This window comes from Actinomadura sp. HBU206391, from assembly GCF_014323665.1.
Lineage (GTDB): Bacteria > Actinomycetota > Actinomycetes > Streptosporangiales > Streptosporangiaceae > Actinomadura_C.
Window position 1 is genome coordinate 48,174 of sequence record NZ_JABVEB010000011.1, and the last position, 15,331, is coordinate 63,504.

14 protein-coding genes are annotated in these 15,331 nt (G+C 69.9%); 8 read left to right on the top strand and 6 right to left on the bottom strand.

Annotated features, from left to right (window positions below; genetic code table 11):
* The first annotated feature begins 49 nt into the window (after nt 1-49).
* Complete coding sequence (gene lysA / locus HKK72_RS07330; protein ID WP_187233487.1) at nt 50-1,372, top strand: diaminopimelate decarboxylase; 1,323 nt, start codon at nt 50-52, stop codon at nt 1,370-1,372.
* Between the two features lie 57 nt (nt 1,373-1,429).
* On the opposite strand, the gene rarD is transcribed toward lysA, so the two are convergent.
* Nucleotides 1,430-2,359, bottom strand: a complete 930-nt coding sequence (gene rarD, locus HKK72_RS07335) for an EamA family transporter RarD (RefSeq protein ID WP_315987128.1) — start codon at nt 2,357-2,359, stop codon at nt 1,430-1,432.
* Between the two features lie 213 nt (nt 2,360-2,572).
* Here rarD and msrA point away from each other — a divergent pair, with 213 nt between their 5' ends.
* Nucleotides 2,573-3,229 carry a peptide-methionine (S)-S-oxide reductase MsrA gene (gene msrA, locus HKK72_RS07340; RefSeq protein ID WP_187233488.1) on the top strand — a complete coding sequence of 219 codons (657 nt, stop codon included), beginning with the start codon at nt 2,573-2,575 and terminating at the stop codon, nt 3,227-3,229.
* A 431-nt stretch (nt 3,230-3,660) separates the two neighbouring features.
* Here the strand turns inward: msrA and HKK72_RS07345 are convergent, their stop codons facing one another.
* Nucleotides 3,661-4,866 (bottom strand): cytochrome P450, encoded by a 1,206-nt coding sequence (locus HKK72_RS07345; protein WP_222720445.1) that lies wholly within the window; start codon nt 4,864-4,866, stop codon nt 3,661-3,663.
* Between the two features lie 397 nt (nt 4,867-5,263).
* On the opposite strand from HKK72_RS07345, the gene HKK72_RS07350 reads away from it, so the two are divergent.
* The 3 genes from HKK72_RS07350 (at nt 5,264) to HKK72_RS07360 (ending at nt 7,361) form a co-directional block, all read left to right on the top strand.
* A complete protein-coding gene (locus tag HKK72_RS07350; protein WP_187233489.1) occupies nt 5,264-5,899 on the top strand; it encodes an NAD(P)-dependent oxidoreductase in 636 nt (211 codons plus the stop codon).
* Nucleotides 5,899-6,321: a nitroreductase/quinone reductase family protein gene (locus tag HKK72_RS07355; protein ID WP_187233490.1), complete on the top strand. Its 423-nt coding sequence runs from the start codon at nt 5,899-5,901 to the stop codon at nt 6,319-6,321. Before HKK72_RS07350 ends, HKK72_RS07355 begins: the two co-directional genes overlap by 1 nt.
* 164 nt (nt 6,322-6,485) lie before the next feature.
* On the top strand, nt 6,486-7,361 hold the full coding sequence (locus HKK72_RS07360) for a M12 family metallopeptidase (RefSeq protein WP_187233491.1): 876 nt from the start codon (nt 6,486-6,488) through the stop codon (nt 7,359-7,361).
* Between the two features lie 38 nt (nt 7,362-7,399).
* Here HKK72_RS07360 and HKK72_RS07365 read toward each other — a convergent pair whose 3' ends face one another.
* Both HKK72_RS07365 and HKK72_RS07370 read right to left on the bottom strand, forming a co-directional pair.
* Nucleotides 7,400-8,014, bottom strand: a complete 615-nt coding sequence (locus HKK72_RS07365) for a GNAT family N-acetyltransferase (protein WP_187233492.1) — start codon at nt 8,012-8,014, stop codon at nt 7,400-7,402.
* Nucleotides 8,015-8,080: 66 nt separating this feature from the next.
* Nucleotides 8,081-8,665 (bottom strand): DUF4240 domain-containing protein, encoded by a 585-nt coding sequence (locus tag HKK72_RS07370; RefSeq protein WP_187233493.1) that lies wholly within the window; start codon nt 8,663-8,665, stop codon nt 8,081-8,083.
* 139 nt (nt 8,666-8,804) lie between these two features.
* Here HKK72_RS07370 and HKK72_RS07375 point away from each other — a divergent pair, with 139 nt between their 5' ends.
* Together HKK72_RS07375 and HKK72_RS07380 are read left to right on the top strand one after the other, a co-directional pair.
* Nucleotides 8,805-9,143 carry a YciI family protein gene (locus HKK72_RS07375; RefSeq protein ID WP_187233494.1) on the top strand — a complete coding sequence of 113 codons (339 nt, stop codon included), beginning with the start codon at nt 8,805-8,807 and terminating at the stop codon, nt 9,141-9,143.
* 562 nt (nt 9,144-9,705) lie between these two features.
* Nucleotides 9,706-10,230, top strand: a complete 525-nt coding sequence (locus HKK72_RS07380; protein ID WP_187233495.1) for an isochorismatase family protein — start codon at nt 9,706-9,708, stop codon at nt 10,228-10,230.
* Here HKK72_RS07380 and HKK72_RS07385 read toward each other — a convergent pair.
* Together HKK72_RS07385 and HKK72_RS07390 are read right to left on the bottom strand one after the other, a co-directional pair.
* Nucleotides 10,227-11,057 carry an ABC transporter permease gene (locus tag HKK72_RS07385; protein WP_187233496.1) on the bottom strand — a complete coding sequence of 277 codons (831 nt, stop codon included), beginning with the start codon at nt 11,055-11,057 and terminating at the stop codon, nt 10,227-10,229. The genes HKK72_RS07380 and HKK72_RS07385 overlap by 4 nt on opposite strands.
* Nucleotides 11,054-13,573 (bottom strand): alpha/beta fold hydrolase, encoded by a 2,520-nt coding sequence (locus HKK72_RS07390; protein ID WP_187233497.1) that lies wholly within the window; start codon nt 13,571-13,573, stop codon nt 11,054-11,056. The genes HKK72_RS07385 and HKK72_RS07390 overlap by 4 nt, the downstream gene beginning before the upstream one ends.
* Nucleotides 13,574-13,765: 192 nt before the next feature.
* On the opposite strand from HKK72_RS07390, the gene HKK72_RS07395 reads away from it, so the two are divergent.
* Nucleotides 13,766-15,322 (top strand): MDR family MFS transporter, encoded by a 1,557-nt coding sequence (locus HKK72_RS07395; protein ID WP_315987129.1) that lies wholly within the window; start codon nt 13,766-13,768, stop codon nt 15,320-15,322.
* Nucleotides 15,323-15,331 lie beyond the last annotated feature (9 nt).

The window sequence follows — 15,331 nt, forward strand, 5'->3', positions numbered from 1 at the left end:
CTCGGCGTACAGGTGCGGGCGGAGGCCCGCACCCGCAGGGGGAAATGACATGCTTCTCAGTTCACAGCGGCAGAACCTCGATCACGCGATCTGGCCCGCCACGGCCCATGACATCGACGGCGACGACATCTCGGTCGGCGGGATCCCGCTCGCCAAGGTGGCCGACCGCTACGGCACCCCCGTGCACGTCATCGACGAGGCCGACGTGCGCCAGCGCTGCCGTGCCTTCAAGGCGGCGTTCGCGGGTGGCGAGGTCGTCTACGCGGGCAAGGCCTTCCTGTGCCGGGCGATGGCGCGGTGGATCAACGAGGAGGGCCTGTCCCTCGACGTCTGCTCCGCCGGGGAACTCGCCGTGGCGCGGGCGGCCGGCTTCCCCGCCAAGCGGGTCCTGATGCACGGGAACGCCAAGACGCCGGAGGACCTCAGGGCGGCGATGGACTACGGCGTGGGCCGGATCGTGGTCGACTCCACGGCTGAGATCAGCCGGCTGGCCGCGCTCGGCCGTCCCGCCGCACCTCAGCGTTTGCTGATCCGGGTGATCCCGGGCGTGGACGGTGGTACCCACCCGGCCGTGACGACCGGGACGGAAGACCAGAAGTTCGGCTTCTCCATCGCCTCGGGAGCCGCCGCCGAGGCGGTACGGCGGGTGATCGAGCAGCGCGGGTTCGAGCCGGTGGGACTGCACTGCCACATCGGATCGCAGGTCACCAGTATCGACCTGTTCGAGCGGGCGGCCGTCCGGCTGATCGATCTCATGGCGACCATCCGTGACGAGCACGGCGTCACGCTTCCCGAACTCGACCTCGGCGGCGGCTTCGCGGTGCCGTACCTCTCCGGTGACGCGGAGATCTCACCCGCGGCGGTGGGCGAGCGGCTCATGGCGGCCGTTCGGTCCGCCTGCGAGTCGTACCGGCTGCCGGTGCCGCGCGTCACGGTGGAGCCGGGCCGCGCCATCAGCGCACGCGCCGGGGTCACGCTGTACCGGGTGATCGGCGTCAAGCGCGGCCTGTCCGGCCGGGTCTTCGTTACCGTCGACGGCGGCATGAGCGACAACCCCCGGCCGAGCCTGTACGGCGCCAACTACACCGTGCGGCTGGTCGGTCGCCGGGCCACGGTCGCCGACCGTGCGACGACCGTCGTCGGGCGGCACTGTGAGGCGGGCGACGTGATCGCCCGGGACGCGCAACTGCCGGCCGACATGCGCCCCGGAGACCTGCTGGCGGTGCCCTGCACGGGCGCCTACCACCACTCGATGTCTTCGAACTACAACCTGGTGCGGCGTCCGCCGGTCGTCAGCGTGGCCGGAGGCAACGGCCGGTTGCTGGTCCGCCGCGAGACCGAGAGCGACCTGCTCCGCCGCGACGTCGGCTGATCCGATCTGCGTGCGGCAACCCCCGCCCAGCCCCCTGGATCGCTTTGCCCGGGCGGGTCATGAGCGGGGGAGGGACGGGACGGGCGCCGGGATCAGCGCGGGCACCTGTGACCGGCGCTGCAGCCTGGACCGGCGCACACCGTCGAAGGTGAGGATCACCAGTGCGGCCCAGACGAGCAGGAAGCCGATCCAGCGGCTGGCCGGCATCCGTTCGTGCTGCACCAGCAGCCCGATGAGGAACTGCAGGGTGGGCGCGAGGTACTGCAACAGGCCGACCGTCGTCATGGGGAGCCGTACGGCGGAGGCGTTGAACATCATGAGCGGGACGGCAGTGATCACCCCTCCGCCGACCAGCAGCAGCGCCTGGGCCGCCCCCACGTTCCCGAAGGTCGCCTCGCCGTGTGCGTGCAGCGTCAGCGTGAACGCCAGGGCGGGCAACACCAGCACGGTGGTCTCGACCGTCAGGCTCTCGGCCGAGGGGGTGTTCGCGAACTTCTTGAGCAGGCCGTACGAGCCGAAGGAGCACGCCAGGGTGAGCGCGATCCACGGCAGCCGGCCGTAGTCGACCGTCAGCACGATCACCGCTGCCGTGCCCAGCGCGATGGCCGACCACTGCAGGCGTCGAAGCCGCTCCTGGAAGATGAGGACGCCGAGCACCACGCTGATGAGCGGATTGATGAAGTAGCCCAGCGAGGTCTCGATCGTGTGCCCGGAGTTGACGCCGTAGATGTACATCCCCCAGTTGACGGAGATGACCACGGCGGCGAGGGCCAGCAACCCGACCTGCTTGAGTGTCAGCGAGCGAACCCACGACCAGTGCCGGCGTACGGCCAGGATCGCGACCACGGCGACGAGCGACCACAGGATGCGATGCGCGAGGATCTCGGCGGCCTCGGCCGGTTTCAGCAATGGCCAGTACAGCGGGAACAATCCCCAGATGGCATAGGCGGCGATTCCGAAGATCATTCCCTTGCGCAGCTCCGTCACCAGCGGATCATATCAGCGCGTAATTAGTCATAATGCTTAACGGTAATGTCAAGCGACGCTTCAGGAAATGGCGGCAGACCGAGTGGTCTTCGGTGTGGGCAAAAGCACGACCTCGCTCGCGGTGGTGCGTACGCCGACACCGAACGGACTTCGACACGCGTGCACCGGGTGCGTGCGTACCCATCGGCCAGGCGGACGGGTTAGCCTGGCAACGTGTTCGGATTCGCGAAGACGCAGATGGTCACTCCAGAGCAGGCTCTGCCGGGACGTGACGTACCCATGCCGGTACCGCCGCGCCACGAGGTCCTCGGCGGCCCCGTGGCGCCGCCCTACCCTGACGGGGCGGAGGTCGCGGAGTTCGCCATGGGCTGTTTCTGGGGGGCCGAGCGCATCTTCTGGCAGACCCCGGGGGTACTGTCCACGGCGGTCGGCTACGCGGGCGGTCACACCCCGAACCCGACGTACGAAGAGGTGTGCTCCGGCCGGACCGGCCACACCGAGATGGTGCGCGTCGTGTTCGATCCTGCCGAGGTCTCCTACGAGGAACTGCTGAAGGTCTTCTGGGAGGGGCACGACCCCACGCAGGGGATGCGGCAGGGCAATGACGTCGGCACGCAGTACCGCTCGGCGATCCATCACCGGTCGGCCGAGCAGCAGAAGGCCGCGGAGGCCTCCCGGGACGCCTACCAGCAGGTCCTGACCTCACACGGCCATGGACCCATCACCACCGAGATCGCCCCGGCCGGCGAGTTCTACTTCGCCGAGGAGTACCACCAGCAGTACCTGTCGGACGCCAAGAACCCGGGCGGCTACTGCGGCATCGGCGGTACGGGCCTGAGCTGCCCGATCGGCATCGCCCCGGCGGAGTGAGCTGGGCGGTCCGCGATGAGGTCTCGGTCCTGTGGGCGGAACATCGTGGGCTGACGTTCCCTGATGACCTCAGATGGTTGGAGATCCACGGGGAACCCGTTGCGCTGCTGGATGCCGGCTTGGCCGGGTGCATAAGCGGCTACCTGGACGGCCGGTTGGATGGCCATCACCTCGTCGTGGTGGATGAGTGCGCAGGTCACCTCCCTGACCTTCTTCTGCAACTTCGGCCTGGGGAAGGCCACGACTATGTCGTCCGGCTGATCCGGATAGCAGATCTCATCCTGAACGATCGATGAGATCGGAGGCCGGTACCGTCTGCACTGGCGGTGGAAGAGAGCAGGGATGCTGGCCTACTCGACGATCGCCGCTTCGCCGGCGGCGTGGTGTACCTGCGCTACCGGGCTCAGGGGTTAAGGCATCTCGGATACAAGTCACCAGGCGACAGGCATCGCGTGCGGTCCGAAGAAAGCGGCGTCGTAGGCGAAGGGCACCTCGTCGAGCCCTGCCGCCAGGTGGAGCGTCGGTATCCGGGTCAGCAGGGTGCCGTAGGCGATCTCCAGCTCGGCGCGGGCGAGGTTCTGGCCGATGCACTGATGCACCCCGTACCCGAAGGCGAGGTGGTGGTGCGCAGACCGGCGGATGTCGAACTCGTCGGGATTCTCGAACGTCCGCTCGTCCCGGTTGGCCGATGCGGCCAGCACCGTCAGGCGATCACCGGCGCGGACCCGCACACCGCCGATATCGAGGTCGTCCGCCGCCACCCGGTCGAAGCTGACCCAGTCCTGCACCGAATGGAAACGCAGCATTTCCTCGGCCGCACCCGGCAGCAGGCTCGAATCGGCGCGCAACGCGGCGAGCTGCGCCGGGTGCTCCAGCAGCGTCAGCACGCCCAGTGAGATCATGTTCGCCGGCGACTCGTAGCCTGCGAGCAGCAGCAGGAAACCGATGTTGATCAGAGCGTCGGTGGTCAGCTCCCCGGTGGGCAGGTGCCTGGCGGCCAGCCGTCCGATGAGGCCGTCGTGTGGCTCAGCCTCGGCGCGGCTGATGAGTTCGCGCAGGTAGCCGCGAAGGTCTCGGGAGGCCTGGGGGGCCCGCGGGTCGTTGCTCATCACGGTCAGCATCCGGAGCCGGGACTCGAAGAACCCGTGGTCGTCGGCCGGGACGCCGAGCAGCTCGCAGATGACTCGCGACGGGACCGGGCGCGCGAACGACTCGACGAGGTCGGTGGGCGACCCGGTCTCCAGCATCTTGTCGATCGCCGTGTCGACGATTCGTTGGATGCGCGGCCGCATCGCGGCCACCGGGCGGGCACCCAGCTCCGAGATCAGCAACCGTCGGTACCGACTGTGCTCCGGCGGGTCCGTCTCGATGAAGAAGCCCTCGTCGGGACGATCGTCGTCGGGCCCGCGAGGCCGTTCGGGTCGTCCGGTGCGCGAGCTGATCCGCGGGTCGCTGAGGATCTGCCGTGCCTCGGCGTGGCGGGTCACCGCCCAGACAGGCGTGCCGTTCGGCAGGTTGGCGCGGACGAGCGGCGCGCTGGCGCGCATCCGCTGATACTCGGCCGGCGGAGCGAACGGACAGGTCCGCTCCATCGGGAAGGTCGGTGGCGCGAGCATGTCGTGCTCGGATGTGCTCATCGCAGTTCCCCCTCAGCGCCCGCTCAGCATGCAACCGCAGCGTGGGGCGTGTCCAGAGGTCAGGGACGGATCTTCCACTTCTCGGTCATGTCCACACCAGTGAGTAGCGGCACCATGACGTGGAGGCGCAGCCGCCGTTCGGCAGAATGCGTTTCCGCGGAAACGCTCGAGGAGCGCGGCAGTAGGCGTTTCCGCGGAAACGTCGGGCCGGCCGGCCCGTGCGGTCGAGCGCCGAGGCTTCACGGGCGTGGACGGGCGGCCGGGGCGAACATGTCCGGATCGAGTGGCCTTGGTCCGCCGGTGCGCGGTAGCCGGTATCCGATCGGAAACCACCTGCTCGGTTACCGTCCCGGCAGCGGCCGGCGACAGGGACCGGCTCGGACGGTGAGGTGCACGCATGAGCAGGATCGTCGTTTTCGGTGCGGGTGGCAGGGCGGGGCGGGCCGCGGTAGCGGAGGCCCGGCGGCGGGGACACGAGGTCACCGCCGTGGTCCGTGATCCCGCCGCGCACCACGGCCTGGCGGCGGACGGCGTACGGCTGGTCGCCGGGAACGTCACGGATACCGAGAGCGTCGCAGAGGCGGCGCGGGGCCACGACGCCGCGATCAGCGCCGTCTACGAGGCCGGTGCGCAGCCCGACGTCTTCTTCTCGGCCGCCGCACGCGCGCTGCTCGACGGGCTGTCGCGGGCGGGGGTGGGCCGGCTGGTCTCGGTCGGCCTGGCGTCGATCCTGCCGACCGCGTCCGGGACGCTCCTCATGGACACCGCCGGCTACCCGCAGGAGTACCGCGCGTTCTATCTGGGCCATGCGGCCGGCAACGCGGTGCTGACCCGGGCCGTCACCTCGGTGGACTGGCTGGTCCTCAGCCCGGCCGGGGACTTCGACCACGGAGGCATGCGAACCGGCCGGTACCGCAGGACTCCGGGCGAGGCGAGCAGTCGCATCTCCTATGCCGACTTCGCGATCGCGGTGCTCGACGAGATCGAAACCCCCGGGCACCACCGCACGCATCTGGGCGTCGAGGCGTTCTGATGGACGAGGAGATCCACGACAGCCCGGACGAGAGGGTGGCCGGCCATATTCGCCGCTTCCTGGACACCGGCGGCCGGCCCAGACCGGGCATGAACGATCTGCTGCTCACCACCCGTGGGCGCAGAACGGGCAGGCTGCGCCGCACCGCCCTGGTGTACGCACGCGACGGGGACCGTTATGTCCTCGCCGCGTCGAACGCCGGTGCCGACGCGCATCCGGCGTGGTATCTCAACCTGGTGGACGACCCCGAGGTCATAGTGCAGATCGGCACCGAGACCTTCACCGCGAGCGCGCGCGGCGCCACTCCCGAGGAGCGGCCGCGGCTGTGGCGGCTCATGGTCACGGCCATGCCGTCCTACCGGCGCTACCAGGAGATGACCGGCAGGGACATACCCGTGGTGATCATCGAATTCGGAAAGTGACCGGATTTCTGTGCGACAGGCCCTCGGGGGCCCGGCGCCGAGAATCCGGGTCGAATCGGCTGGGTAGCTCTCCGGCAGAAACGACCCGCGAATGACGCGGGCGGATTCGGGGGATTCGAATGAGACGCCGCATTTTCTTGATGTCGGTCGCGATCACGGCATCAATGGGGATTTCCTCGGCCAGGGCCGGTGATGAACCGCCCGTCGAGCTCTGGCGCCAGCAGACGATCGGGCCCAATCTCTCCTTGCACACGCGCGACGTCGCAGGCAGGCTGCGCGACGTCACCTACGTGGACATCGACGGTCATGCCGTGACCGAGGGCGACATCTCGCTCGGCCGGATCGCCGATGTGGCCCGCGGCAGGCCGCACTTCCCGGGCGTGCTTCCCGGAGGGGAGCCCCCTCCGCCCGGGCCGCAGGGGGCGCCGCAGGACACCTGCACGCCAGGCGCCTCGGGGGCGGCCGTCAGTGACACGTCAGCGCTGTGGCCGAAGGGGAGGGTGCCGTACGTGTTCGATCCGGGTCTGCCGGCGGCCGTGCGCAAGACGGTCGAGGAGGCCGTCGCCGACTTCACCGCCGGGACGTGCGTCCGCTTCGTGCCGCGGACCGACGTGGGCGCCTTCGTCCGGATCTTCGCGGGCACCGGCTGCTATTCGATGCTGGGCATGAAAGGCGGGCGGCAGGACCTTTCGCTCGGCAGCGGTTGCAATTACATGGGCACGGTCGTGCACGAGTTGATGCATGTCATCGGTTTCCACCACGAGCACAACCGGTCGGACCGGGACGGTTCGGTCGACGTCCACCTCGAGAACGTGACACCGGCCTATCATTCCCAGTTCCAGCGGATGGAGGCTGCTCGGAACCGGCTGTTCGGCGACTTCGACCAGAACTCGGTGATGATCTACGGGAACAGGGCGTTCTCCGCCAACGGGCTCGACACCTTGGTCGCGAAGAACGGCCGGCCGCTGACCGATCCGTACGCCAAGACGGGATTCAGCGCGGCCGACCTGATCGCGATCCGCCAGATGTACGGCTGCTGACGACATCAGGGGCAGGCCGCACCGGGCCCGCCTCATGCTCATTCCGTCGTGCGGCCGAGATAGGTGACGGGGCCGGGGTCGGTGACCGGGATCTCGTGGAAGCCCACGCGGTCGTAGAAGGCCCGGGCGGCGGTGTTCGTCGGCACCATGCCGAGGTGGACGGCGGGCACCCCCGCTCGGCGCAGGGCGCCGAGAAAGGCGTCCATCAACGTACGGCCGTGGCCCTGGCGCTGGAAGTCGGGCAGCAGATCGATGTGGAGATGGGCCGGGTAGGCGGCGAGTTCCGGCACGACCATGCGCTCGGGGTTGTGCATGAGGGCGATCATCGCCTCGCTCGGTGTACGGGGCGGACCGGTGAGAGCGGGATAGCGCTCGACCAGGGTCGGCAGCCACGAGTCGCGGTACCTCTTGACGAAGGCGACGGTGTCGGCGGTGCCGAGGATGTACCCGACCGCCCGCTGTCCGTCGTCGAGAACGAAGGTCAGCTCCGGCTCGAGTTCGGCGTACGGTGCGGCGAAGATGCTCGGCATCAGATCCGGGTCGGGGTAGATGTGCCGGGAGTCCCCGCCTTCGTGCGCGGTGCGCACACAGATGTCGTACAGCGCCGCGCGGTCCTCCGGACGGTACGGCCGGACGATGGGATATGTGGTCACGTGCAAATCATGCCCGGGTTTGCGACCTCTCGGGCGGCCGGGCCATGAGGTCGGCCGAGCTCGCGGTCAGAGGGCCGGCGGGCTCAGGAAGAGCGCCGAGAGCCGGGGCAGCCGTTTACGCATCTGGTCGGCGTCGTCGAAGTCGAATTCCTCACCCATGTCGGGCTCCTCCTCCTCATCCTCCCGCCCGTCCTGGTAGCGGTCCCAGGCCTCCTCGTAGGCGTCCGCGCCTGCGCCCGTGAGCCGCTCGTACGCCACGTTGCCCGCGGCCCCGACCTCCTCGTAGAAGATGGCACTATCGCCGCGGGAGCCGGAGCCGGACCCCGATCCGGCCGCGGCCTCGATCACAGCCGGGTGGTCGGCGAGATCGTCCGGTGACCGCGCCGCCTTCTCGAACCAGTCACGGCCGAGCGCGACCAGGCCGGCCTGGAAGTCCATGAAACCGTCGTCGGAGCAACCGCCGCCGATGAGATACGCGGCGGCCCAGACATCCCAGCGGTACACGGCATCGGTTACCTGGTCGAACCGATACTCGAACTCGAGGATCGCCTGCTCTGGGCCCACGGCGAGCCGGTCCACCAGTGCTTCGTAGAACGGCTTGTCGCCGGTGCGCGCGGATTCGACGATGTCCCAGAACTCTTCTGTGTTCACGGCACGTACTCTGCCATTCGAAGGAGACATCTCGCTCGCGTGACGCATCGCCCCGAGATGTGCCGCGTGTCGGCGTGTGCGCGGTGAGTATCCGGTGTCACCCGGAAACCGTCGGCCGGTCGGGGCATGATGGCGAGCCATGCTGCATCTTCTGATCCTGCGCTACATGGCCGCCAAGTCCGAGGTCGAGCCGCATGTGCCCGGCCACGTCCACTTCCTCGAGCGCTACCACGGCCAGGGCGTCTTCCTGGTCTCCGGGCCGACGGTGCCGGTCGAGGAGGGCGGGGCCATCATCGCCCGGGGAGTCGACCGCGCGCGGATCGAGGAGATCGCCGTCGAGGATCCCTTCGTGCGGGCCGGGGTCGCGACCTACCAGGTGGTGACCATCGCGCCAGGACGCGCGCATCCGATGGTGTCCGACCTCCTGACCGCGCCGCTCATTCAGGACGGGATCGAGCGGGACACGATGCCGTCGTGATTCATGATTCATGATTCGCGATTCAGGATGACGGCGACGACGGCGATGACGGTGCGCCGGCCGTCGATCCGACCGACGTGAATCCGACCGACGTGAATCCGACCGACGTGGATCGGCCGAGTGGAGCCGGTGAAGTGGTTCTGGCGGAGTGGTCCTGGCGGGTCGGGCGCCCGGCGCATGCCGGGACGCGCGGGCGGTCAGTAGGGGAGAACCCGTCCGGAAGGGGTCCGCAGGTCGGGCGTGGCAGGCTGACGCGGAGGTCTGGGACGTTTGACAAGCTGCTGCCGTGTCATGCTGATCATTTCCCCCCTTCTGGCAACCGCTAATCGGTAGATCTCTGTGAATCCCTCTTCCAGGTTCGGTCATGCTCGCGCAATGGCCGGGGTGAGGGGTTTCATGCCGGGCCCGGCGCACGGCGCGGACGTCAGCATGCAGCCGGGCACGCCCGCCGGCACGTTCTTCATTCCGGCGACGGCCGGACGCGTGGTGGCTTGTGGTCGTCGTCGTGCGCGGGAAGCGTAGAGATACAGCGAAGTTCGCTCTCACACTAGGATCCCCGGACATGGTTGAGACGATTGATCCCCATCAGACCGCATTTGTCGCCATCGATCTGCAGGTCCGGATCGTGGGCCGGGAAACGGCGCCGCACACCGGCGCCGACGTCGTACGGCAGTGCATGCGCCTCGCGGAGGCCTTCCGGGAAAAGGGCGGCCACGTCGTGATCGTGCAGGCGGAACGTCCCGGAGAGGAAACCCAGCCACCCGGCAGTGAACTGGTGAGCGAGATGGCGCCGCAGGCGGGCGATCTCCTCATCACCAAGCACACCTGGGGCGCGTTCCACGACACCGGGCTGCACGAGCAACTGCGGAGGCGGGGCGTCACGACGCTCGCGCTGGCCGGTATCGCGACCAACTTCGGCGTCGAGTCGACCGCGCGCGCGGCGGACGAGCACGGCTACCGGCTGCTGCTGGTCGAGGACGCCATGGCGGGTCTGGACGCCGGCGACCACGCCTTCGCGATCACGAGGATCTTCCCGGTCCTCGGCACCGTGTGCTCGACGGACGAACTGCTCGCGGCCCTCGGCTAGGAGACCACGTCCTTCGACTGGAACCGCCGGAACGCCAGCGCGAGCAGGACGACCGCGTAGGAGAACGACAACGCGGTGCCCTTCGCCATCCCCGACCACTGGATCGAGGGCTGCAGGGCGTCCATCCAGGCGTACATCCAGTGCGAGGGCAGGAACTGCCGCCAGTCGCCCAGCGCGGTGACCGCGTCGAGGATGTTGCTGACGATGACCAGCCCGACGGCTCCGCCCACGGCCCCGAGCGGAGAATCCGTCGTCACCGACAGCAGGAACGCCAGTGCGGCGACGACGAGCTGGCTGACCAGCGCGTAGCCGACCATGAGCGCCATCCGGCTCAGCGCGCTCCCGGCGGGCAGTGCCGAGCCGCCGGTCGGCAGCCGCATATCGTCCCAGCCGAACGCGAGCGTGCCCGCGACCAGTGCCATGAGCGGCAGGGTCACCACGGCGGCGGTCGCGTATCCCAGCGCCACGATCAGCTTCTGGCGCAGCAGCCGGGCGCGCGGCACCGGGGCGGCGAGCAGGTAGCGCAGCGACGACCAGTTGGCCTCGCTCGCCACGGTGTCGCCGCAGAAGAGGGCCACCGCCACCACGAGCAGGAAGCCCGCCGACACGAACAAGGTGAAGGCCGTGAAGTTCAGTCCGCTGTCGGTGGCCACGGTCACGAGTCCCGGCGCGCCGTTCCCCTCCGGGTCGCCGCCGACCTGGAAGGCGGCCACGAGCAACCAGGGCAGCAGGAGCAGGATGACGAACGCCACGAGCGTGCGGCGCCGCCGGAACTGGCGGACGGCCTCGACGCGAAGCGGCAGCGTGCGGCCCGCCTGGTAGGTCATGAGCCCTCCCCGATGATGGCGAGGAACGCGTCCTCGAGCCGGCGCTCCGTACCGACTATCTCCGCGACCGGGCCGTCCGCGACCTTCCTGCCGTGGGACATCACGACCACGTGCGTGCAGGTCTGCTCGACCTCCGCGAGCAGGTGGCTCGAGACGATGACCGTCCGTCCGCCCCCGTCCACGGTGCCGTTCCCGTCCGGGCCGGCCGCGTAGCGCTGCAGTACGGCCCGCATCTCGCGGATCTGGGGCGGGTCGAGGCCGTTGGTCGGCTCGTCGAGCACGAGCAGGTCGGGCAGGCCGAGCATGGCCTGCGCGATGGCCAGCCGCTGCCGCATGCCCTGGGAGTACGTCCGTACCGGCCGGTCGAGGGCGGCGCCGAGATCGGCGATCCGCAACGCCTCGGCCGTGTGCGCCTCCTTGCGCGGGCGTCCGGTGGCCCGCCAGTACAGCTCCAGGTTGTCCCGGCCGGACAGATGCGGCAGAAAGCCCGGGCCCTCCACGAACGAGCCGAGCCGGGCCAGTACCGCCGCGCCCGGCGTGACCCGGTGGCCGAAGATCCGGATCTCGCCCTGGCCGGGATGGATGAGCCCCATGAGCATGCGCAGCGTGGTGGTCTTGCCCGCACCGTTCGGGCCGAGGAGCCCTAGCACCTGCCCCCTCTCCACCCGCAGGGACAGATCGTCCACGGCCAGATGCCCGTTGGCGTACGCCTTGGTCAGCCCGGTGATCTCCAGCGGCACCTCGGCCAGCTCCGCGTCGAAGGACCCCGGCCGACGGCGCCGGCCGGCCGACACGAGCACCAGTGCGATGACGATCGCGCCGAGCGGCATCAGCCAGGTCCACGCGGGCGGTGGCGCGGCCGGGGTCCGCAGCGGGGGCACGGTGGGCACGGTGAGACCCGATGCCGCCGCGACCTTGTACGCGGCCGGCTTGGCGGGCCCGGCGAAGCCCATGTCGGTGGTGGTCAGCACCAGTCGCAGCCGGTGGCCCTGGGCGAAGCGGTAGTCGAGCGCGGGCAGTGTCACGTCGACCGTCCGTCCCTTGGCGGCGTTCTCGACGCGGAGCGGCGCGGCGATCCGCCGGGCCGGAGTGGCCGTGCCCCCGCCGACGTCGTACAGCTTGGCGAACAGCGTCGCGTCGGGGTCGCCGGTGACGCGAAGCCGTACGGTCGGGGCGCCGGTCACCCGCAGCGGCTCCCGCAGCGGCGCGGTGTCGAAGGTCGCGACCTGGCCCGGCATGTCGAGGGGCAGGGCGTTCGCCGCCGCGCCGCCGCCGAGGTCGCCCAGGTTACCCAGATCGCCCAGGTTGCTGAGCGCACCGAGCCCGGGCAGCGCCGAGATCGAGGCGGGTGATCCGCCGGCGGGGTTCTGCACCGTCTGCTCACGGCCGCTCAGCGGCAGGGCGGAACGGCTGCCGCCGCTCAGCCCCGGATAGGACCGCGCCGTCGCGGCGTCGATGACGATCTGCTGGGTGGAGGAGTCGATGCCGCCGGCCCGGGTGACGGTGAAGGCGGGAGCCGAGCCCGGCCGGTCGCGCAGCCAGTGGTCGAACCAGCCGCGCACCAGTCCGCGCACCCGTGCGGTCTCGGGGTCACCGCCGTCGTGGCCGCCCTGGAACCACGCCATCGAGACGGGTGTGCCGGCCCGCGCGATGGCGGCCGCGTTGGCGTCGGCCTGATCGAGCGGGAACAGCGAGTCCGACTGCCCCTGGATCAGCAGGGTCGGCGCCTTGATCTGGCCGGCCACCGCCGCCGGGCTCGATCGGCGCAGCGTCCTGACGGCGTCCTCGGTCGGGCGGCCGGTCTCGGCGACCTTCTGGTACATCGAGCACAGCGACGGCAGGAATCGTCCACAGGCTGTGGATCCCGACCCGCCGGTGAAGAAGATGCCCGCCCACAGCTTCTTGAAGACGCCGTGCTCTGGGCCGGCGGCACCGCCCCCGGGGAACAGGGCGTCCGCCAGGTCATGCCAGGTGATCTGCGGTGCGATCGCGTCGACCCGGCGGTCGTGGCCGGCCGCGAGCAGCGAGATGGCGCCGCCGTAGGACTCGCCCGCGATGCCGACGCGCGGGTCGCCGGGGCCGTCGAGGCGGACCTCGGGCCGGCGGGCCAGCCAGTCGACCAACTGCCGTACGTCCTTCACCTCGTAGTCGGGCGAGTTGAGGGCGATCTCGCCGGTGGAGGCACCGAAGCCCCGCGCCGACCAGGTCAAGACGGCATAACCGGCCCGGGCGAGTTCGACGGCCTCGGCCCGGGTGTCGTCCTTGGAGCCGCCGAAGCCGTGCGCGAGCAGCACCGCCGGCGCCTTCGCCGACCCCTGCGGCCGGAAGAACGTCGTGTCGAGGGTGACGCGCTGGTCGTCGCGCGGCCCGTCGACCACCTGGATGCGCCGGTTCTCGGTACGCACCGGCGGCCCGCCGTCCCGCGTCACGCCCCACGCGATACCGCCGCCGGCGACGAGAAAGCTTGCCACGGCGACGAAGGCCCAGCGCCGTCGCAGCGCTCCCCGCAGATCCATGAACACGACCCTATGCAGCGAAGGCATGCGACTCGGCCGCTCTCGGGCCGAGATCGCGCGGGCCGGGCTGCGTCACCGGAGGTAGAAGGCAGTACGTCGACAGGAGTATCCCGGCATAATGGGCATTTCATATATGCACTATGCATCTAACACAGCATCCGGCGAATTGCAATGCCGGGGCAGGGGTGGCGCGTGACGGAGCGGTCGTACTCCCATCGGGAGATACTCAAGATCCTGTCCGGCCTGCTGCTGGCACTGCTGACCTCGATGATCTCCACCTCGGTGGTGGGCACCGCGCTCCCGACCATCGTGGGCGACCTCGGCGGCCAGGACCAGCTGTCCTGGGTCGCCAGCGCCCCGCTGCTGACCATGACGGTGTCGACGCCGCTCTGGGGAAAACTGTCGGACCTGTTCGGCCGCAAGTTCATGTTCCAGCTCTCGCTCGTCGTGTTCGTCCTCGGCTCGATGGCGGCCGGGCTCGCCCAGAACATGGCCGAGTTGATCTCCGCACGCGCCGTACAGGGACTCGGGGTCGGCGGGCTGTCCGCGCTGACCCAGGTGATCCTCGGCGACATCGTCGAGCCGCGGCAGCGCGGCCGCTACTCGGGCTACACGGGCGCGGTGTTCGGTGTCTCCACCATCGCCGGACCGTTGCTCGGCGGCTTCATCGTCGACGCGGACGGGCTGGGCTGGCGCTGGTGCTTCTATGTCTGCGTCCCGCTCGCCGCCATCGCCTTCATCGTGATCCAGAAGGTGCTCAGGTTGCCCCGCGTACGGCGCGACGCCCGCATCGACTGGCTCGGCGCATTCGCGATCACGGGCGGCGCGAGCGCGCTCATGCTCGTGCTCACACTCGGCGGCAAGCAGTTCGCCTGGAACTCGCCGTGGACGTACGGCCTCGGCGCGCTCAGCGCGGCGCTGCTCGCCCTGTCGATCGTCGCAGAGCGAAGGGCCGGCGAGCCGATCCTACCACCGAGGCTGTTCGGTGACCGGACCTTCGTGTTCACCGCGCTCGCCTCGCTGTTCGTCGGCGTCACCCTGTTCGGCGGGCTGATCTTCCTGCCGCAGTACCTGCAGATCGTCAAGGGCATGTCGCCGACCATGTCGGGCCTGACGACGGTGCCCATGGTGGTCGGGCTGTTCCTGGCCTCGGTCGGCTCCGGCCGGATCGTGACGGTGACCGGACGCTGGAAGGTCTTCCCGCTCGTGGGCATGCTCCTGGTGGCGCTGGCGATGTTCCTGCTCTCCAGGCTGCACGTGAGCTCGAGCCGGCTGATCGTCGGCGTCGATGTCGCGGTGCTCGGGGTCGGCCTCGGCCTGTCCATGCAGATCCTCATTCTGGCCGCGCAGAACGGCGCGAAGCGCGCGGACATGGCCGCGACCACCGCGGGGGTCACGTTCTTCCGCTCCCTCGGCGGCGCGATGGGCGTCGCGGCGTTCGGGGCGATCCTCACCGGCCGGCTGAACGGTGAGATGGCCGGCATGCTGCGCGCCGCGCACGCCGAGGTCCCTGCGGGCGGGGCCCGCCTCGGCTCGCCCGAGGCCATCCAGCGGCTGCCGGAACCGCTGCACGGCATCGTGCTCGAGTCGTTCGCCCGCGCGATGGAGACCGTCTTCATGGTCGGTGTGCCCATCGCGCTGCTCGGTTTCCTCGCCGTCCTCGCGCTGAGGGAACTGCCGCTGCGCTCGGGGGCCGGCCCGGCGGCGGCACGGCCGCTGACCGAGGGCGACCCGGCCAGCGTGCCCTGACACAGAGTG